Source organism: Streptomyces laurentii (assembly GCF_040635425.1).
Lineage (GTDB): Bacteria > Actinomycetota > Actinomycetes > Streptomycetales > Streptomycetaceae > Streptomyces > Streptomyces laurentii.
Window position 1 is genome coordinate 148,653 of record NZ_JBEYHT010000001.1, and the last position, 16,094, is coordinate 164,746.

General features: G+C 69.7%; 19 protein-coding genes. 9 read left to right on the forward strand and 10 right to left on the reverse strand.

From position 1 onward, the window contains the following. Positions 1–100 precede the first annotated feature (100 nt). From ABZ693_RS00715 to ABZ693_RS00730, 4 genes are all read left to right on the forward strand, one after another. On the forward strand, positions 101–850 hold the full coding sequence (locus ABZ693_RS00715) for a hypothetical protein (protein ID WP_359871799.1): 750 nt from the start codon (positions 101–103) through the stop codon (positions 848–850). 78 nt (positions 851–928) lie between these two features. Beyond that, positions 929–1,840, forward strand: coding sequence for a phosphotransferase family protein (locus tag ABZ693_RS00720; RefSeq protein ID WP_359871801.1), 912 nt, complete (start codon positions 929–931; stop codon positions 1,838–1,840). A 1-nt stretch (position 1,841) separates the two neighbouring features. Continuing rightward, positions 1,842–2,534: a class I SAM-dependent methyltransferase gene (locus ABZ693_RS00725; RefSeq protein WP_359871803.1), complete on the forward strand. Its 693-nt coding sequence runs from the start codon at positions 1,842–1,844 to the stop codon at positions 2,532–2,534. A gap of 33 nt (positions 2,535–2,567) precedes the next feature. Then, on the forward strand, positions 2,568–3,113 hold the full coding sequence (locus ABZ693_RS00730; RefSeq protein WP_359871804.1) for an HAD domain-containing protein: 546 nt from the start codon (positions 2,568–2,570) through the stop codon (positions 3,111–3,113). Positions 3,114–3,179: 66 nt separating this feature from the next. Here ABZ693_RS00730 and ABZ693_RS00735 read toward each other — a convergent pair whose 3' ends face one another. After that, the gene (locus ABZ693_RS00735; RefSeq protein WP_359871806.1) at positions 3,180–3,683 is read right to left on the reverse strand and encodes a hypothetical protein; all 504 of its coding nucleotides are present in this window, start codon (positions 3,681–3,683) and stop codon (positions 3,180–3,182) included. Positions 3,684–3,773: 90 nt separating this feature from the next. Between ABZ693_RS00735 and ABZ693_RS00740 the strand changes: the two genes are divergently transcribed. Further along, on the forward strand, positions 3,774–4,307 hold the full coding sequence (locus ABZ693_RS00740) for an SMI1/KNR4 family protein (RefSeq protein WP_199570992.1): 534 nt from the start codon (positions 3,774–3,776) through the stop codon (positions 4,305–4,307). A 49-nt stretch (positions 4,308–4,356) separates the two neighbouring features. Here ABZ693_RS00740 and ABZ693_RS00745 read toward each other — a convergent pair whose 3' ends face one another. The 4 genes from ABZ693_RS00745 to ABZ693_RS00760 all read right to left on the reverse strand — a co-directional run bounded on the left by ABZ693_RS00745 (position 4,357) and on the right by ABZ693_RS00760 (position 8,873). Next, positions 4,357–6,054 (reverse strand): mobilization protein, encoded by a 1,698-nt coding sequence (locus tag ABZ693_RS00745; protein WP_359871807.1) that lies wholly within the window; start codon positions 6,052–6,054, stop codon positions 4,357–4,359. Further along, on the reverse strand, positions 6,044–6,595 hold the full coding sequence (locus ABZ693_RS00750) for a MobC domain-containing protein (protein WP_359872122.1): 552 nt from the start codon (positions 6,593–6,595) through the stop codon (positions 6,044–6,046). The genes ABZ693_RS00745 and ABZ693_RS00750 overlap by 11 nt, the downstream gene beginning before the upstream one ends. Positions 6,596–6,910: 315 nt before the next feature. Continuing rightward, positions 6,911–8,086, reverse strand: coding sequence for a DUF3631 domain-containing protein (locus tag ABZ693_RS00755; protein WP_359872124.1), 1,176 nt, complete (start codon positions 8,084–8,086; stop codon positions 6,911–6,913). Positions 8,087–8,678: 592 nt separating this feature from the next. Then, on the reverse strand, positions 8,679–8,873 hold the full coding sequence (locus tag ABZ693_RS00760) for a helix-turn-helix transcriptional regulator (RefSeq protein WP_359871809.1): 195 nt from the start codon (positions 8,871–8,873) through the stop codon (positions 8,679–8,681). A 121-nt stretch (positions 8,874–8,994) separates the two neighbouring features. On the opposite strand from ABZ693_RS00760, the gene ABZ693_RS00765 reads away from it, so the two are divergent. Both ABZ693_RS00765 and ABZ693_RS00770 read left to right on the forward strand, forming a co-directional pair. Further along, entirely contained in the window at positions 8,995–9,495 is a 501-nt protein-coding gene (locus ABZ693_RS00765) for a helix-turn-helix transcriptional regulator (protein WP_359871811.1), read from the forward strand. A 24-nt stretch (positions 9,496–9,519) separates the two neighbouring features. Continuing rightward, on the forward strand, positions 9,520–10,674 hold the full coding sequence (locus ABZ693_RS00770) for a tyrosine-type recombinase/integrase (RefSeq protein WP_359871813.1): 1,155 nt from the start codon (positions 9,520–9,522) through the stop codon (positions 10,672–10,674). 7 nt (positions 10,675–10,681) lie between these two features. Here the strand turns inward: ABZ693_RS00770 and sodN are convergent, their stop codons facing one another. Continuing rightward, entirely contained in the window at positions 10,682–11,077 is a 396-nt protein-coding gene (gene sodN, locus ABZ693_RS00775) for a superoxide dismutase, Ni (RefSeq protein WP_359871815.1), read from the reverse strand. Positions 11,078–11,219: 142 nt separating this feature from the next. Between sodN and sodX the strand changes: the two genes are divergently transcribed. Then, the gene (gene sodX, locus ABZ693_RS00780) at positions 11,220–11,654 is read left to right on the forward strand and encodes a nickel-type superoxide dismutase maturation protease (protein WP_359871817.1); all 435 of its coding nucleotides are present in this window, start codon (positions 11,220–11,222) and stop codon (positions 11,652–11,654) included. Here the strand turns inward: sodX and ABZ693_RS00785 are convergent. Beyond that, entirely contained in the window at positions 11,558–12,187 is a 630-nt protein-coding gene (locus ABZ693_RS00785; RefSeq protein ID WP_359871819.1) for a CGNR zinc finger domain-containing protein, read from the reverse strand. The genes sodX and ABZ693_RS00785 overlap by 97 nt on opposite strands. 96 nt (positions 12,188–12,283) lie before the next feature. Between ABZ693_RS00785 and ABZ693_RS00790 the strand changes: the two genes are divergently transcribed. After that, a complete protein-coding gene (locus ABZ693_RS00790; RefSeq protein ID WP_359871820.1) occupies positions 12,284–13,045 on the forward strand; it encodes a class I SAM-dependent methyltransferase in 762 nt (253 codons plus the stop codon). A gap of 124 nt (positions 13,046–13,169) precedes the next feature. On the opposite strand, the gene ABZ693_RS00795 is transcribed toward ABZ693_RS00790, so the two are convergent. The 3 genes from ABZ693_RS00795 to ABZ693_RS00805 are packed head-to-tail and all read right to left on the reverse strand — an operon-like array spanning position 13,170 to position 15,915. Then, a complete protein-coding gene (locus ABZ693_RS00795; RefSeq protein ID WP_359871822.1) occupies positions 13,170–13,937 on the reverse strand; it encodes an amino acid ABC transporter ATP-binding protein in 768 nt (255 codons plus the stop codon). After that, positions 13,934–14,917 carry an amino acid ABC transporter permease gene (locus ABZ693_RS00800; RefSeq protein ID WP_359871824.1) on the reverse strand — a complete coding sequence of 328 codons (984 nt, stop codon included), beginning with the start codon at positions 14,915–14,917 and terminating at the stop codon, positions 13,934–13,936. The genes ABZ693_RS00795 and ABZ693_RS00800 overlap by 4 nt, the downstream gene beginning before the upstream one ends. A gap of 29 nt (positions 14,918–14,946) precedes the next feature. Beyond that, entirely contained in the window at positions 14,947–15,915 is a 969-nt protein-coding gene (locus ABZ693_RS00805; protein ID WP_359871826.1) for an ABC transporter substrate-binding protein, read from the reverse strand. Between the last annotated feature and the right edge of the window lie 179 nt (positions 15,916–16,094).

The following is a 16,094-nucleotide window of genomic DNA, read 5'->3' on the forward strand; positions in this document are numbered from 1 at the left end:
GCTCCCCCTTGGTCCGGGCGGCACCCCGAAGTTCCGTACGCACACACCGGGCTCGGGCATTCCTGTGCCCGAATCCGGCCAATCAGAGACGGAGAACACGGTGACCAGCATCGACACCACGGCCATCACGGTCGAGCTGCCCGAGGCGTTCGACCCGCGCTGGAGCCGCCTGCCCGGCATCCAGGTCGACGGCCGGCGCATCACGATCGACCCGGCCGAGTACTTCTTCCGCTTCGAGTCGAACACCTGGCTCGTCGCCGACTGGGAGCTCGTCAAGTCCCAGCTCCTCAACGTGGACGAGACGACCGAAAGCGCGGTCGAGCAGCTCGCGCTCGACTTCATCAAGCAGCACAGCGAGTCCACGGCCGACGCCGCCCGCGTCCTGGCCACCGCGTACGAGGTGTACGCGTACCTCTTCCGCGACGAGCACCTGGCCGGCCTCGGCCTGCCGAAGATCACCGCCGACCACCTGCGGATGCTCCGCGAGGCAGCCACGCTCATGGCGCTCAACAAGGTCGAGCTGGACGGGCACATCTCCAACGTCGGCCCGTGCTGGTTCTTCCCCGCCGCCACCTCCGTCGTCTTCGACCTGGACGACGAGATGGGCGGGATGCTCGACGAGGTCTACCACGGCGGCTGGTTCAACGAGCACCGCCGGATCGAGTCCATCAAGGCCCACGCCGCGCTCGGCGGCCGGCTCGTGCACGGCTGCCAGTCCGTGCCGGACCAGTCCGGCGGCGTGGTCGCGCCCTACGGTGCCTCGATGGCGAACTTCCGTGACGACCTCGCCGAGTTCAAGGCGGGCTGGATCGAGCAGGTCTACGCCCACCGCGTGAACCCCGCCGTGTAACCCACCCGATCAGGCTCCGGGGCGGGCCGGCATCTCTCGCCCGCCCCGGACGCCACCACCTCTTCCCGGAGCCCTCACGTGACCGAGAACCCCAGCGCCGAACTCCTCGACAACCTGCTCACCGCGACCGGCCAGACCACCGCCGCACGGGAGGAGGTACGCGTGTGGTCCATGTCCGGCGTCGAGCGCGTGACCTTCCCCGACGGTGCCACCGCCATCTTCAAGTACGCCAAGAAGCCCTTCGACAGCGAGGACCAGGCCCTCCGCCTGGCTCACACCCTCGGCGTACCCGTCCCCCAGGTCCACGCCTCCGCCGTCCTGGACGGCTGGCTCGGCATGCTCATGGAGGACCTCGGACCGTCCATCCGCGAGGCCGACGACCTCGACGGCGTCGCCGCGGCCGTGGTCCTGCACGGCACCCGTACGGCTCCTCCCTTGCCCGTCCTTGACCAGGAGCGGCTGCGCACGCTGCCCGCCCGGGCGCTGGAGCATCTCGGACGGCTACGCAAGGCCGACCGGTGGCAGGACGCCGACGACGTCGAGGACGCGCTCGACCGGATCGCCCAGGCCGCCGAGGCCCGCTCGGCCGGAGCGACGCTGGAACCGTTCGGCTGGGTGCACTCCGAGTTCCACCCCACCAGCCTCCACATCGGCGAGCGCGGCTGGCGGCTGCTCGACTTCGCCCGCGCCTTCACCGGCCCCGGCCTGCTCGACCTCGCCAGCTGGCACGGCACCATCGAGCCCCCGCACCCTGTGCGCGTGCGCGTCTTCCTGGAGCAGTACGTCACTGCCGGCGGCACCCCCGACGCCCTCGCCCGGCGCGGCGGGCTCACCGCCGAGAACTGGGCCCTGGGCTGGCACCGCATGTGGGCCGTCGAGCGGTTCATGGAGCAGTCCATCCGCTGGATCAACGACCCGGCCACCGACCCCGCCTACATCAAGGCCGTCCGCCGCCACCTCACCGACGTCCTCCACCTCCTGGAGATCTGACGTGCTCGCCCAGGCATCCCCCTGGCACGCCCACGCCGCTCAGCGCACCGCCGCTGGACTCGCCGAACCCCTGTCCGTACCCGCCCGGATGGAGTGGACCACGAGACCCGGCCAGGGGCCCGGGGCTGACGTCCTCGGCCCCGACCTGCGCGGCAAGCGACTCCTGGAACTCGGCTGCGGCCCCGGCCACAACGCCGCCCACCTCGCCACCCGCCACGGTGCCCACGTCACCGGCGTCGACCTGGTCGGCCTCCAGGTTCGCCGCGCCCGCTCCCACTACGGACGGCTGAACAGCCTCACCTTCGTCGCCGGCCACGCCCTGCACTACCTGCACGCCTCCGACGAGCAGTTCGACGCGATCTACTCCATCTTCGGCGCCGTCGGTCTCGTCGCCCCCGAGCTCCTGCTCCCGGCCATCGCCCAGCGCCTCACGCCCGGCCGGGTGCTCGTCTTCTCCGTCCCGCACCCGCAGCGTGGCGGCCGCAGCCCCTCGGGCGACGACCGTCCGCGCCGGGACTTCGTCACCCTTCCCGACCGCACCCGCCTACCCATCGCCCGCTGGGAGTTCTCCACGGACCGGTGGGAGAAGCACCTCAGCCAGGCGGGCTTCTGGCTCACCTCGGCCCAGGAGTTCCACGACCCCCGCATGGGCCACTGGCCCACCACCCTGCTGATCCGCGCTCGCAAGCTCTGACCGCCGCCCCTCGCCCCGGCCCCTGGAGGACCGATGCGCCCGCCCTACTTGCTCCTCGACATCGACGGCGTCCTCATACCCTTCCCCGACGAGCACGGCTCGACCCCGGCAACGCACGCCCGCCACGATGTCGTCCCCACCGGCCGGAGCACCGACAACCCGGTCACCGTCTGGCTCGACCCTTCCCACGGCCCCATGCTCATGGACGTGATCCGCACCGGCCTGGTCACCCCGGTCTGGTGCACCAGCTGGCGCCAGGACGCCACCACCCTCATCGGCCCGCTCCTCGGCCTTCCAACCCTGCCGTACGTCGATCTCCCGCGTCCGCAGATCACCACCAGCCACCCCAACGGCTACCTGTGGAAACGCGACCACGTCGACGCATGGCTGGGCGACGCCCCCGCCGTCTGGATCGACGACGACTTCACCAGCCTCGACCATGAATGGGCGGTGGAACGCACTGCGAAGGGAACGGCAACCCTCCTCATTCAGCCCGCCCCGCACCTCGGTCTACAGCCCGAGCACCTGACCGAGGTCACGAGATGGGTCGCGCAGTTACGCACAGCCCGCGCCGCCTGACGACTGATGCCCTCGCTGCCACGAGCAGCGAGGGCATCAGGGTGCGCTGCGGGCCCTGCACCAGGGCTACTGCCACAAGTCCGCTCCATCGCGCCCACTCGGGTCCATGGCCAAGAGATCTTCGTGCAGGCCCGAGAGGGCTCGACCAGTCGGGGCGCCGTCTTCGGCTGACTCCATGACGAGCCAGCCGACATCGATGCCCGATACGTTCACATCACTCCCGGTGTCGAGCTCGTCGAGTGTTGCGATCACTGCCTCATAGGCGACCGCTCGCGCCAGGCGAACGAGATCCTCCTTGTTCGCCCCAGCAGCAAGGAGCCGCTGGGCAACAGGAAGCTGATCGATGGCATCCGGATCGGCCCAACCGCCGATCGGACCGCGCCACAGACTTCGCAGCAGCATGAACCGCGCGAGGTGTGGAAGGTCCTCACAGATCTCCGACTTGGCCCAGACGCCAGCATCGGCTGCGCCGAGTGCTTCGAATCGGGCGCGCAGCGACTCCGCTGCCGCCCTTCCACGCGCGTCCAGACTGTTCAACCAAGCCTGCCACTCGTTTGAGGATTCACTCACCGTGACAGCATGCCCCACGCGTGCCTCGGCTGGAGATCCGCCAGCACTATCAGCAGCTTGGCAGCCCAAGCCGATCGCTACTCTGTTCGCATGACCGTGAACGGAGATCGCCAGTTCCCCGCCGCGCTCGCCGCTGCCATGGCAGTCAGGCTCGAGTGCATTGGCGAGGATGGTGTCGACTTCGAACCTTACGAGTCCTTCCTGACCGCCGATGAGACCACTGAGTGGTTCCGCGCGTGGACCGGCAACGGCGAGCTGAACGGCGACGACTTCCGCGTTTTTGGCCAGGACGGCACCGGCGGGTACGCAGCGCTATGGCTGGTCCGTGAAGGTCGGGAACTGGTAGAGCAGCCCGTTGTCTTCCTGGGCTCCGAGGGGGAGACAGGCGTTGTCGCTCGCGACCTGGGTGCCTTCTTGTGGCTGCTAGCTGACGGCTTCGGCCCGTGGGAAGCAGCCACCTCATACGAGCCCGAGCCGGATTGGGCTCCCCAGGCCAACCGCGACCTGGCGGCCATCGCGGAGCAATTCGCCCCGGACCGCCGCGCGTCGGCAACGGCGATCATCGCGCAGGCCACACAGGAGTTTCCCGACTTCGACGACACCATCATGAAGCTCTGCCGTTGAGCCGGACCCGATGCCCCGCCACGAGGCGTGGCGGGGCATCGGGGCGGGGTCAGCGGTGCCGACTGCGCTCTTCGGGCCTCATGGCCACTGGTGTGGCCGGAGGGTGTGGCGTGGCGGACATAACCGAGGTGCCGCTGGTGGTGCTTCGCCTGCGAGCTGCTTGCGTGCGCCGGTTCGGCTGAGCCGTGATGCGCCAGTTGAGGACCTCCGCAGGGAGCTCGGCGCTGTCGAGCTCTCGCTGGGCGCCCAGCTCGGCCAGGAGGCGTCGGGGGTTGTGGCCGGCGGTCTCGGCGTGGGCGAGGGTTGTGGTCAGGGCGGTCCAAGTAGGGTCGGCGAGGATTCGGTCGGCGTGGTCGGGGAGGGTCGCGCGAACGTCCTGCTCGTAGCGGCGGGCGGTTGCGGCTTGTGGTGCGCGGCGGGTCAAGTCCGCCAGGACGGGTGCGGCGGCCTGCTGGTAGCCCGCCTGTAGGTGACGGAGGGCTTCCTTGGCCGCAGCGGCCTGCTGTTCGTGGCCGCGCTGTTCGTGCCACTTGGCGGCGGCGCGGGCCAGGTGCACGGTGGCGAAGAGCAGGGCGATGGCGAGTCCGCCGGGCTCGCTGGAGGCGTAGGCGAGTTCCTTGGCGGCCTTGCGCAGGGCGGTGGCGGCTTGGTGGTCGGCGCGGGTGGCGGAGCGGCGGGCGCGGTTGAACGCCATCGCCGCCGCCCGTAGTTCCGCCCGGTGAGGGCCGGTCGTGGCGCTGGCGATGTTGTACAGGGCGTCGCCGAAGGCAGCCAGGTGGCCCTGGGCGGGGGCATCGTCATCGGAGTCGAGGACGGTGCGTGCCGTGTGTATGGCCGTGGTGGTGTGCCGCCACGGCTCGGCGGGGTCCGCCGCATACCGGGGGTGGTCGGCCACCTTCTGGTCGGGGAGGCGTTCGCGCAGACGGTTGATGGAGAGGTCGGGGGCGAGTTTGGAGCCGCCGTACCAGACGGGTTCGCCGGCCGCGTTGGTGTCGCCGGGTGCGGCGAGGCTGTAGCCGATGATGTCGCCGGTCTCGGGGCCGAGGCGTGTCTTGACCTTGATGCCGAGGGATTGCAGCACGGTGAAGTAGTCGGCTTCGGTTTGTACGGCGGCGGCGACCGCGTATGCCTGCTCGCGCAGCCAGTGCCGTGCCGTGACCGTCTGGCCCTGGCGTTCCGCCTTGGCGCGTTCGGCGCCGGTGGGGGTGCGGGGCGCGGTGAGGTCGCCGGACTTCAGGCGGCGCAGGCTGAACTCGGCCTCGATCTTGCGGCACTCGGCTTGGGCCCGCTGCCCGTCGCGGTGGGTGCGGGGGCGGCGCCCGTCGGCGCGGACGGTGGTGGCCATGAGGTGGATGTGGTCGTCGGCGTGGCGCACCGCGATCCACCGGCATGCCTTCTCGTCGCCTTCGGGGGCGATGCCGGCAGCGTGAACGATGCGGCGGGCGACCTCGGCCCACTCGGCGTCGGTGAGGTAGCGGTCGCCGGGCGCGGTACGGACCGGGCAGTGCCAGACGTGCTGAGGTGGTTTCTTGCCGCCCAGCTCGCGGGTGCGCAGGTCGACATGGTGGTCGAGGCGCTTGGCGAGCTGGGAGTAGGTGGCTGCCGGGTCGCGGCCGGGGTCGGGGGCACCGGCCATGTCCCAGGCGGCGACTATGTGAGGGTCGGTGTGTTCGTCGCGGCGGCCGGGGCCGAAGAGGTAGGCGATCAGTCCGCGGGTGTTGGAGCCGGTGGAGACGTCAGGAACCATGGGCAATGCCTTCCGCCAGGAGCTGGTCGATCAGCCGGTAGCTGCTCTCGGCCGCTTGCTCGACACGGTCCAGTACCGCCTCGGCACGCTCGGGCACTGTGCCTCGGTGGATGGCTGCGGTGATCTGGTTGAGGTTGCCGCCGATGCGGTTCAGCGCGACCGTGTGTGCCTCGACGGCCTCAATCAGCGGGCGGACCGGGGCGTCCTCCGGGCTGCCGACCAGCCCCGCCTTGCCGAGGGCGACGGCCAGGGCGGCGTCGCCGACGAAGCCGGCGAACTTCTGACCGCGCTGGTGAGCCGCCGCGCTGATCACGCCGACCGCGGTCCGCGTGAAGCGGATGGTCTTCTCCTGGTCGCGCTTCTCCACGGTGCGCTTGCGGTTCATCAGCGCGGGCAGGGCGGGGGCATCGAGGTCCCGCCAGGAGGGCTGCTCGGCGGGCGGTTGGACGTCGGCTGGCGGCTGAGTGCTCGGGGCGGCGGAGTCGGCTATGACCCCTTCCAGCTCGGGCGCCCCCTGGCGCTCGGCCTTCTCCTCCGCCACCCCTGGGGCGGGGGCAAGCGCGGACGAAGCCTCGTTAGAGGCTCGTTCGCTCCAGCTTGCTGCTGATCGGCGGGTCAGGCCGAAGAATCCCTTGCGGCGGCGGGTGGAGGCGTTGTCGGTGCTCGTGTCGGGCATGGTGGTGCTCCGGTGGTCGTGTGGGGTGGGGCTTCGTCACGTCCGTTGCATCCGTCCCGTAGCTGGTCAGGACAGGTACGGAGGCGGTCGCAGGTACGGAGTGATCCGTATCGGCGAGGAACTCCGTCCCCGCGCTGACCTGCGCGGGGACGGATGCGACGGATGGATACGGAGCTGGTGTCAGCGAGTGGGCCTGGGGCTGGCAGGCCCGCCGGGCGGGCCGATGGGCAAGGTCCCGGTCGGAGGGGTCAGTGGCTTGCCCTGGACTCGACGTGCGACCACGGTCTCGCCGGCTGCGGGTGCCGGTGGGACGGGGTCGGGGCAGTAGCGGGCCCAGGCGTCGAGGAACTGGTTGCGGGCGTACGCCTTGGCCTGCCTGCCGTTCTCGAAACGGTGGTTGGCCGGGCTGATGCCGAAGTCGCGCAGCAGGTTGGCCAGGTGGTATGCATTCAGGCCCCTCGTCCCGTACTCGGCCCACGGCGCCTCGGCGTCCTGGATGAGCGCGGCGAGCAGGTCGTGGCTGCGCAGCGCTTCCTGGTCGCCCTGTTGCTCGAAGACTCGGCGGATGTCCCGCAGCAGCCGGGTCTTAAGCGTCGTCTGCTCGTCCTGGACCACCTCGTTGCGCGTCATTGCCAGGCAGGCCGCACGAGCCCGCGAGGGCCAGTGCCCGCCGGCCAGGTCGGCGACGATGACCAGCGGTTCCCATGTGTCGGCGGCCCGGTCTTCGACCGGCATCTGTGGAACCAAGCCCTCTGCGGTGCTCCGCAGCGGGGCCAGCCAGGCGGTCAGCCGGTCGCGCAGCGCGTTCAGTTCCGGGACGGAATACCGCGAGCGGAACGGGGCTATGCGCTCACCCGGCTTTCGCTTCTGCATGCGGAGCACGACCGCCCGGTCCATGATCGTGTCCGGCAGGTCGCCGATGCCCGCCAGCGCGGCCATGGCGAAGGTGGGGAACGCGGTCGCCTTGTGTTCCGGGCCGGAGATCCGCCAGGCGGGGCGGTTGCGCTGGTGTCCGGCGTTCAGCAGGCCGCGCAGGTCCTCCTTGTCGCCGGCTTTGGGGCCGAAGATGGTGTCGGCCTCGTCCACCAGCAGCGTCGGCGGGTCCTCGCCGATGACGCGGAAGACCACCGCCGGTGAGGTGTTTACCGTCATCATCGGCTTGTGCACGGTCTCGTGGAGCACGTCCAGGACGCGGGACTTGCCGCAGCCCTTCGTTGGTCCCACCACCGCCAGGCGCGGCGCGTGCTGGAGGGCGGGCTGGATGTGGGAGGCCGCCACCCACAGGGTGACCGCGGTCAGGGCCTCCTCGCTCGGCAGCACGACGTACCGGCCGATCGCGGCGCGCAGCTCGTCCAGTACGGCGGTCTCGTCCTGGTCCCGGTCCGCCGTGAGGCTGACACTCTCGCGGTCCCCAGTTCCCCGTCCGGGTTCGGGGACCGTCCCCGGAGCACCGTGGTCAACCCGGACCGGCGGTCCGGGTTCGCCGTCCGACTGACCGGAATTCTCCGTCCGGTCCTCGGCTTCCGGACCGGTCCCATGGTCCGGGTTCCCGGTCCGGTCCGGTAGGCCGCTGAGCTGCGCGTTCTCCGTCGGTCCGGGTTCCTGGTCCGGGTTGACCGGATCTCCGGTCCGGGTTTCGGTCGCGGGTCTGTCCGGTCGATCGTCGGTCCCGAGAAGGGCGGGCCGGCCGTCCGCTCGGTCCGGGTTGAGCCACGGGATGCCCTGGCCGGGGACCGCGGCGGCAGGCCAGACGGCCTTGTGGGATGTGTTCGAGGTGGCGGGGGACGTAGAGTCCTCCATCGGCGTTCCTCTCAGGTGAGGGACGGGACGTGCAAGGTCCCGCCCTTCACCGGTTCGTTCGTTCAGGGATGGGCGATGTGCAGGGGAATCTCCGGCCCTCGGCGTTGGTGCGCCGGGGGCCGTTGCTGTGTCCGGGCCTGTCGGTGGCTCACGAGGCCAGACCCCATTCCTCCTGGCCGTCGATCAGCGTGCGCTCGTAGCGCAGCAGCTCGACCTCGGGGTACAGCACCCGCTTGCCGACCTTGATGCCGCGCGGCCCCTTTCCGATGTGGCGCCAGTAGCGGACGGTGCTCTCGGCTGTGCGGTAGCGCTCGGCGACCTCGGCGGTGGTCAGGTATCGCATGCATTCCCATTCGGCTAGGTGGCGATTCGATCTGCATAGAGTTGTACCCGACGATCCCCGGTTACCCAAATCGGGAAGGCCATGTTTCAATTTGGATAGCGATGGTGACGATGGAGGTTCGATGGCAGGCGACATGCCCGAGAGCGGCGAGGTGCCGCTGCTCTACAGCGAGGGGAACGTGGCCGCACGCGTCGCCCTGGAGCGCGAGGTCAGAGGGTGGAGCACGACCGAGCTGGCTGAGCGGGTGACCAGAGCCGGCGTCAAGATGAACCAGACGGCGGTCTGGCGCATCGAGAACGGCACTCCCCGCCGTCGCATCAACCTCGACGAGGCCCTCGCCTTCTCCCGCGTCTTCGAGCTCCCCCTCGAAGAGCTGATGTCCCCACCCCTGGAGGGGCTGGACATCGACAGCCGGCGCCTCGTCCAAGAGGCCGTCGAGGCGTTCTACGAGGCCCGCGACGCGCGCGACCGCCTCCATCACGCCGTGGTCGCCATCGCCGACCACATCAAGGCCCATCCCGACAGCTCGCGGGCCATCCACGAGCAGTGCCTCCGCCTCATGGGCGACGAGCGCGACGCCCGCACCCTCAGCAACGACATCGCGGACGGCAGCCACTACTGACAACCGACACGAAGGAGAGGCCACTTGGCCAACATTCAGAAGCGCCCCAACGGCAAGTGGAGGGCCCGCTACCGCGACCTCGACGGCAAGGAGCACGCACGCCACTTCGAGCGGAAGCTCGACGCCCAGCGCTGGCTCGACGAGGTCACGGCCAGCATGGTCACCGGCCAGTACGTTGATCCCCGCGCCGGCCGCGTGACGTTCGAGAAGTACGCCGAGAAGTGGGAAAGCTCGCTCATCGCGAGCGAGGCGGGCGAGCGCATCACCGACAACGCGCTGCGGCTGCACCTCGTACCGGCGCTGGGCGCCCGGTCCATGGCGGCGATACGCCGCAACGACATACAGGTGCTCTTCAAGCACCTCTCCGACCAGCTCGGACCCGGCAGCGTGCGGAACGTCTACGACGTCCTCGTGCGCGTCATGACGGCGGCCGTGGACGACAAGGTCATCGCCGCCAGCCCGTGCCGCAGGATCACCCTCCCCGCCATGCCGGACGAGGAGGTCACCCCGCCCACGGTCGAGCAGGTCGAGGCGATGGCGCGCGTGATGCCGCCGTACATCCGCGCGGCGATCATCACCCTCGCCGGATCAGGGCTGCGCATCGGCGAGCTGCTTGGCCTGAAGGTGTCGGACGTCGACTTCAAGGCCGGCACCATCCGCGTCGAGCGGCAGCGGCTCCAGTCCGGGAAGATCGGCCCGCCGAAGACCGCCAAGTCCCGGCGCACGGTCCCGGTCGGAGAGGTCGTCACCGACGCGCTCCTCGCGCATCTCGCTGCACGTCCGTCCAGAGAGTGGCTGTTCACCATGGAGGAGGGCGAGCCGCTCAACTACCGGCGGTGGAAGACCGAGTGGAATGGCGCCCGCAAGGCGCTCCAGGCGGCCGAGAGCGGGGCCGCCGAGTGTGAGGGCCGTAAGGCCGTCGAGCTGCCGCATATGGTCACCCACGACCTGCGGCACTTCTATGCCTCCGCGCTCATCGCCGGCGGCGCGAGCGTCAAGCAGGTGCAGCTCGTCCTCGGGCACGCGTCCGCCGTCATCACGCTGCGGATCTACGCGCACCTCTGGCCCGGGGAAGAAGACCGCACCCGGGCCGTCATGGACGCCGTGCTCGGCGGCCTGCGGACCGGGTGCGGACAGCTAAGCGAGCCGACCCGCGAAAGTGCAGGTCAGGCCGCCTAGAGGGAGATCAGGCCTTCTTGGTCTCCCAGAAGATGCGGTCGATTTCGGCGATGAGCTCCAGCGCCTTCTCGCCCGTCTTCGGGTCCGTCGACGCCTTGGCGGCCGAGAGGGCCTTCAGGGTGTCGTTGACGAGCACGTGCAGCTCGGGGTACTTCTCGAAGTGCGGGGCCTTGAAGTAGTCGCTCCACAGCACCGAGACGTGGTGCTTGGCGAGCTCCGCGCGCTGCTCCTTGATGACAGTGGCGCGGGCCTGGAAGTGCACGTCCTGGTTGGCGGACATCTTCTCCTGGACGGCCTTGACCGACTCGGCCTCGATGCGGGCCTGGGCCGGGTCGTACACGCCGCAGGGGAGGTCGCAGTGGGCGCTGACCTTCACCTTGGGGGCAAACAGGCGGGAGAGCATGCGGCTGTCCTTCCTCGTGATCGTCTTTTCAGGTGGGACATTACTCGGTGAGAAGGGTGTTTTCGTGAGCGCCCCCTGGGGCTTAGGACAAAAGTCCAGGGTCAGGATGGGACTCGTGGACGACTGGACCGGGAGGTATCCAATGGTGGAATCGGGGCATGCGGCGGGGCAGGAGACCGGGGCCCCGTTCGGGATCGCCGAGGTGACAGGGGTGTCGATGGTGCCCACCCTGCTCCACGGCGACCAGCTGTTCGTGCACTACGGGGCACGACTGCGGCCCGGGCAGGTGGCCGTGCTGCGGCATCCGCTCCAGCAGGATCTGCTCATCGTGAAGCGGCTGGTGGAGCGGCGGGACGCCGGATGGTGGGTGCTCGGCGACAACCCGGACACGGAGGGGGACAGCCGGGTCTTCGGGGCCGTACCCGAGCCGTTGGTCCTCGGGCGGGTGCGGGCGCGGTACCGGCCCGTCACCCCGGGGCGTCAGCGCTCGGCCGGGGTGCTGCTGGCCTGGCTGCTGACCTCGGTGCGGCCGGTGCGTTCGGCCTCCGCCGCCTCCTGGCGTTTGCGGGCGCGGTAGGCGGCCACGTTGGCGCGGGTGGCGCAGCGGTCGGAGCAGTAGCGGCGGGAGCGGTTGGTGGAGGTGTCGAGGTAGGCGTTGCGGCAGGGCGCGGCCTGGCACAGGCCGAGCCGATCGGCGCCGAACTCTGTCAGGTGGATGGCCAGCCCCATGGCGGCGATGGCGGCGAACCCCGCGGTCGCGTTCGACGGGTGGTCGGCGAGGTGCATGTGCCAGCGCGGCCGGCCCTCCTCGTCGAGGAAGTCGTGGCCGGAGATCTGCGGGCTGACCGGGAACTCCAGGAGGAGCGAGTTCAGCAGGTCCACCGCCTGGGTGTGGTCGCCCTCGTCCGCCGCCGTGAAGACCGCGCGCAGCCGGGCCCGGACCGAGCGGAACCGCGTCACGTCGGCGTCCGCCACCCGGCGGGACATCTGCGAGGCCTCGCCGAAGAGTTCGCGGACCGCCTCGACGGAGGTGAGGGAGTCCTTGCCGCGGGCCGGCTCCTCGGTGTTCACCAGACGCACGGCGTAGTCCGAGTAATAGGCCAGTTCCACTTGTAGTCCTTACTCCGGCGGGCTAGGGTCGGGGCGGGGGAAGGGTAAGCGACGCTTTCCCTTCGAGGGTATTACGAAGAGGGTGGAGGCAGAACCATGACCGACACGGCCCCTACGACCGACTGGGCCACCTGGCAGCGCAGCTGGGACCGTCAGCAGGAGTGGTACATGCCGGACCGCGAGGACCGGTTCCGCGTCATGCTCGACATGGTCGAAGCGGTCGTGGGACCGGAGCCCCGCGTGCTCGACCTCGCCTGCGGTACGGGAAGTATCACGGACCGGCTCCTCCGGCGGTTCCCGAATGCCACCAGTACCGGTGTCGACCTCGACCCGGCGCTGCTCACGATCGCCGAGGGCTACTTCGCCGGCGACGAGCGCGTCAGCTTCGTCACCGCCGACCTGAAGGACCCTGCGTGGACGCGGGCGCTGCCGCACGACACGTACGACGTCGTCCTCACCGCCACCGCGCTTCACTGGCTGCACAGCGAGCCGCTGGCCGCGCTCTACGGGCAGCTCTCCGGGATCGTCCGCGAGGGCGGCGTCTTCATGAACGCCGACCACATGATCGACGAGACCACCCCGCGCATCAACGCCGCCGAGCGCGCGATGCGGCACGTCCGGATGGACGCGGAGAAGGCCGCCGGGGTCCTCGACTGGGCCGACTGGTGGGCGCTCGCCGCGAAGGACCCGGCGCTCGCCGAGCCCACCGCCCGGCGCTACGAGATCTACGGGGAGCACGCCGACGGCGACATGCCCTCCGTCCGCTGGCACGCCGACATCCTGCGCACCGCCGGGTTCGCCGAGGCCCGCCCGGTCTGGTGCTCGCCCTCCGACACGCTGCTGCTCGCGGTGCGCTGACCGGGGCGGATGTACGGGCCGGCGTACGGCGCGGACGTACGGGCCTGCGTACGGTTCGGGGTACGACGGAGGGGGCGGTACGGGATTCCCGTACCGCCCCCTTCCGCGTGTGCGGCGGGCCGTCCTACAGCACCTTGGACAGGAACGCCTTCGTCCGGTCGTGCTGCGGGTCGGTCAGGACGTCGCGCGGGTGGCCGGACTCGACCACCACGCCGCCGTCCATGAACACCAGCGAGTCGCCCACCTCGCGGGCGAAGCCCATCTCGTGCGTGACGACGATCATCGTCATGCCCGACTCGGCCAGGTCCCGCATGACGTCGAGGACGTCACCCACGAGCTCCGGGTCGAGCGCCGAGGTCGGCTCGTCGAAGAGCATCAGCTTCGGCTCCATCGCGAGCGCGCGGGCGATCGCGACGCGCTGCTGCTGGCCGCCGGAGAGCTGCGAGGGGTAGTTGCCCATCTTCTCGCCCAGGCCGACCCGGTCGAGCAGCCGCTCGGCCCGCTCGCGCGCCACGGCGCGGGCCTCGCCCTTCACCTGGATCGGCGCCTCCATGACATTGGCCAGGGCCGTCATGTGCGGGAACAGGTTGAAGCGCTGGAAGACCATGCCGATGTCGCGGCGCTGGAGCGCGACCTCGCTGTCCCGCAGCTCGTAGAGCTTGTCGCCCTTCTGGCGGTAGCCCACCAGCTGGCCGTCCACCGAGAGGCGGCCGCCGTCGATGCGCTCCAGGTGGTTGATGCAGCGCAGGAAGGTCGACTTGCCGGAGCCGGACGGGCCGACCAGGCAGAAGACCTCGCCGTTCGCCACCTCGAGGTCGATGCCCCGGAGGATGTGCGCGGCGCCGTACGACTTGTGGACGCCTTCGGCCTTGACCATGGGCTCGCCGGTCATGCCGACACCTCCGAACGCTTGGTCGTGGTCAGGTTCGCCTTGATGCGCTGCCACGGGGTGGGCGGCAGGTTGCGGGTGGACCCGCGGGCGAAACGCCGCTCCAGGTAGTACTGGCCGACACTGAACACGCTGGTCAGCACGAGGTACCAGATCGAGGCCACGAACAGCATCTCCATCACGGCACCGGCCGTGTTGCCGATGTTCGAGGAGGCCCTCAGCAATTCCGTGTACTGCACGGCCGAGACCAGGGACGAGGTCTTCAGCATGTTGATGAACTCGTTGCCGGTCGGCGGCACGATGACCCGCATGGCCTGCGGAAGGACGACGCGCCACATGGTCTTCGGCTGCGACATGCCGAGCGCGTGCGCGGCCTCCGTCTGGCCCTCGTCGACCGACTGGATGCCGGCGCGGACGATCTCCGCCATGTACGCGCCCTCGTTGAGGCCGAGGCCGAGCAGCGCGACCATGAACGGCGTCATGACGTCGACGGTCTCGTTCTTGTAGATCGGCCCGAGGTTGATGTACTCGAAGATCAGCGACAGGTTGAACCAGACCAGCAGCTGCACGTACACCGGGGTGCCGCGGAAGAACCAGATGTAGAGCCAGGCGACCGCGCCCGTGACCGGGTTCTTCGACAGGCGCATCACGGCGAAGAGGACGCCGAGCACCAGGCCGAGCGCCATGGACGCGACGCTGATGACGATCGTGCTCCACAGGCCGCTGAGGATCGTGCCGTCGAACAGCTTGCCCCACACCGTGTCCCAGATGATGTTGCCCTGGGAGAAGGCGTAGATCAGCCAGGCGAGCAGCGCGACCACCACGACGGCGCTGACCCAGCGGCCGTAGTGCCGTACGGGAATGGCCTTGATGGCCTCGTACGGGGTGCCGGCGGGCAGGCTCGCGGGGGTGCCCGAGGAGGTCTTCGACAGGCTGGGACCGGACGGATCGCCGTCCGGGACCTTGCGGATCTTGTCAGTCATGACGACTGCCCTTCAGGTGGAGCGGAGGGTCACTGACCGGCGTTGACGGTGGCCGACTTCACGGCGCTGCCCTCGACCTGCCACTTCTTCAGGACCTCCGCGTAGGAGCCGTCCTTGATGATGGCGTCGAGCGCCTCCTTGATGGCGTCGCGCAGCTGCGTCCGCTCCTTGGAGACGCCGATGCCGAACAGACCCACGTCGCTCTGGCTGCCGACGACCTCGAAGTCGTTGCCGCCGCCCGAGGTCTTCGCGATGTAAGCGGCGACCGGGTAATCGTTGAGGTCGGCCACGGCGCCACCGGCCTTGACGCGGGTCTGCGCCTCGGCGTCGGTGTCGAACTTCTGGATCGTCAGCTTCTTCGAGCCGCACTTCTTCGCCTGGGCGTTGAAGGTGTCCTCGTAGATGGTGCCGCGCTGGACCGCGACGGTCTTGCCACACACGTCGTCGAGCGACTTCAGACCCTCCGGGTTGCCCTTCTTCACCAGCAGGGAGACGCCGGAGCTGAAGTAGTCGACGAAGTCGATGCCCTTGCCGATCTTCTTGCCCTCGTCGTCCAGGCCCTCCTGGCGCTTCTTGTTGTCCGTCATGGACGACATGACCAGGTCCTGGCGGCCGCTGTAGATCGAGGTGATCAGGCCGTCGAAGGTGCCCTGCGCGAACTCGAAGCGGACACCGAGCTGCTTGCTCAGCGCCTCGGCGATGTCGGGGTCGACACCCACGATCTTGGAGCCCTCGGTGAACTCCATCGGGGCGTACGAGGCGTCGGAGCCGACCTTGATGACGCCGGCCTTCTGGATGTCCGCCGGGAGCTTGGAGAAGAGGGGCGCCTTGCCGGAGTCGGCGGAGGCCGCGCCGCCCTTGGGCTGCTTCGCGCCCTCGGTCTGGTCGCCACAGGCGGTCAGCAGCATGGAGCCGGCGACCGCGATGGCGGCGACCGCGGCAAGACGGGAGGTGCGGGTCTTGGCGACGGCCGTGCTGCGCGTGGAGCGTGCGGTCATGGTCGGGTTCCTCCGGCGTGTTCGGGAGTTGCCAGGGGTCGCGTACGAATCTTCGAGCGCCGCGACCTCGTGTGATTACGGCATCCTGCCATTTGGACTGCCCGAAACCGACGGCCACGGATGTCAAAATCGGATAACGGGTGGTTCCGGACCCTCGGTGCCCAGTCCCCCCAAGGCGA

Bases quoted from the DNA above. Each gene is read 5' to 3' on its own strand.
- ABZ693_RS00730 (WP_359871804.1), top strand. From the start codon at position 2,568: ATGCGCCCGCCCTACTTGCTCCTCGACATCGACGGCGTCCTCATACCC.
- ABZ693_RS00740 (WP_199570992.1), top strand. From the start codon at position 3,774: ATGACCGTGAACGGAGATCGCCAGTTCCCCGCCGCGCTCGCCGCTGCC.
- ABZ693_RS00745 (WP_359871807.1), bottom strand. From the start codon at position 6,054: ATGGTTCCTGACGTCTCCACCGGCTCCAACACCCGCGGACTGATCGCC.
- ABZ693_RS00760 (WP_359871809.1), bottom strand. From the start codon at position 8,873: ATGCGATACCTGACCACCGCCGAGGTCGCCGAGCGCTACCGCACAGCC.
- ABZ693_RS00765 (WP_359871811.1), top strand. From the start codon at position 8,995: ATGGCAGGCGACATGCCCGAGAGCGGCGAGGTGCCGCTGCTCTACAGC.
- sodN (WP_359871815.1), bottom strand. From the start codon at position 11,077: ATGCTCTCCCGCCTGTTTGCCCCCAAGGTGAAGGTCAGCGCCCACTGC.
- sodX (WP_359871817.1), top strand. From the start codon at position 11,220: ATGGTGGAATCGGGGCATGCGGCGGGGCAGGAGACCGGGGCCCCGTTC.
- ABZ693_RS00790 (WP_359871820.1), top strand. From the start codon at position 12,284: ATGACCGACACGGCCCCTACGACCGACTGGGCCACCTGGCAGCGCAGC.
- ABZ693_RS00795 (WP_359871822.1), bottom strand. From the start codon at position 13,937: ATGACCGGCGAGCCCATGGTCAAGGCCGAAGGCGTCCACAAGTCGTAC.
- ABZ693_RS00800 (WP_359871824.1), bottom strand. From the start codon at position 14,917: ATGACTGACAAGATCCGCAAGGTCCCGGACGGCGATCCGTCCGGTCCC.
- ABZ693_RS00805 (WP_359871826.1), bottom strand. From the start codon at position 15,915: ATGACCGCACGCTCCACGCGCAGCACGGCCGTCGCCAAGACCCGCACC.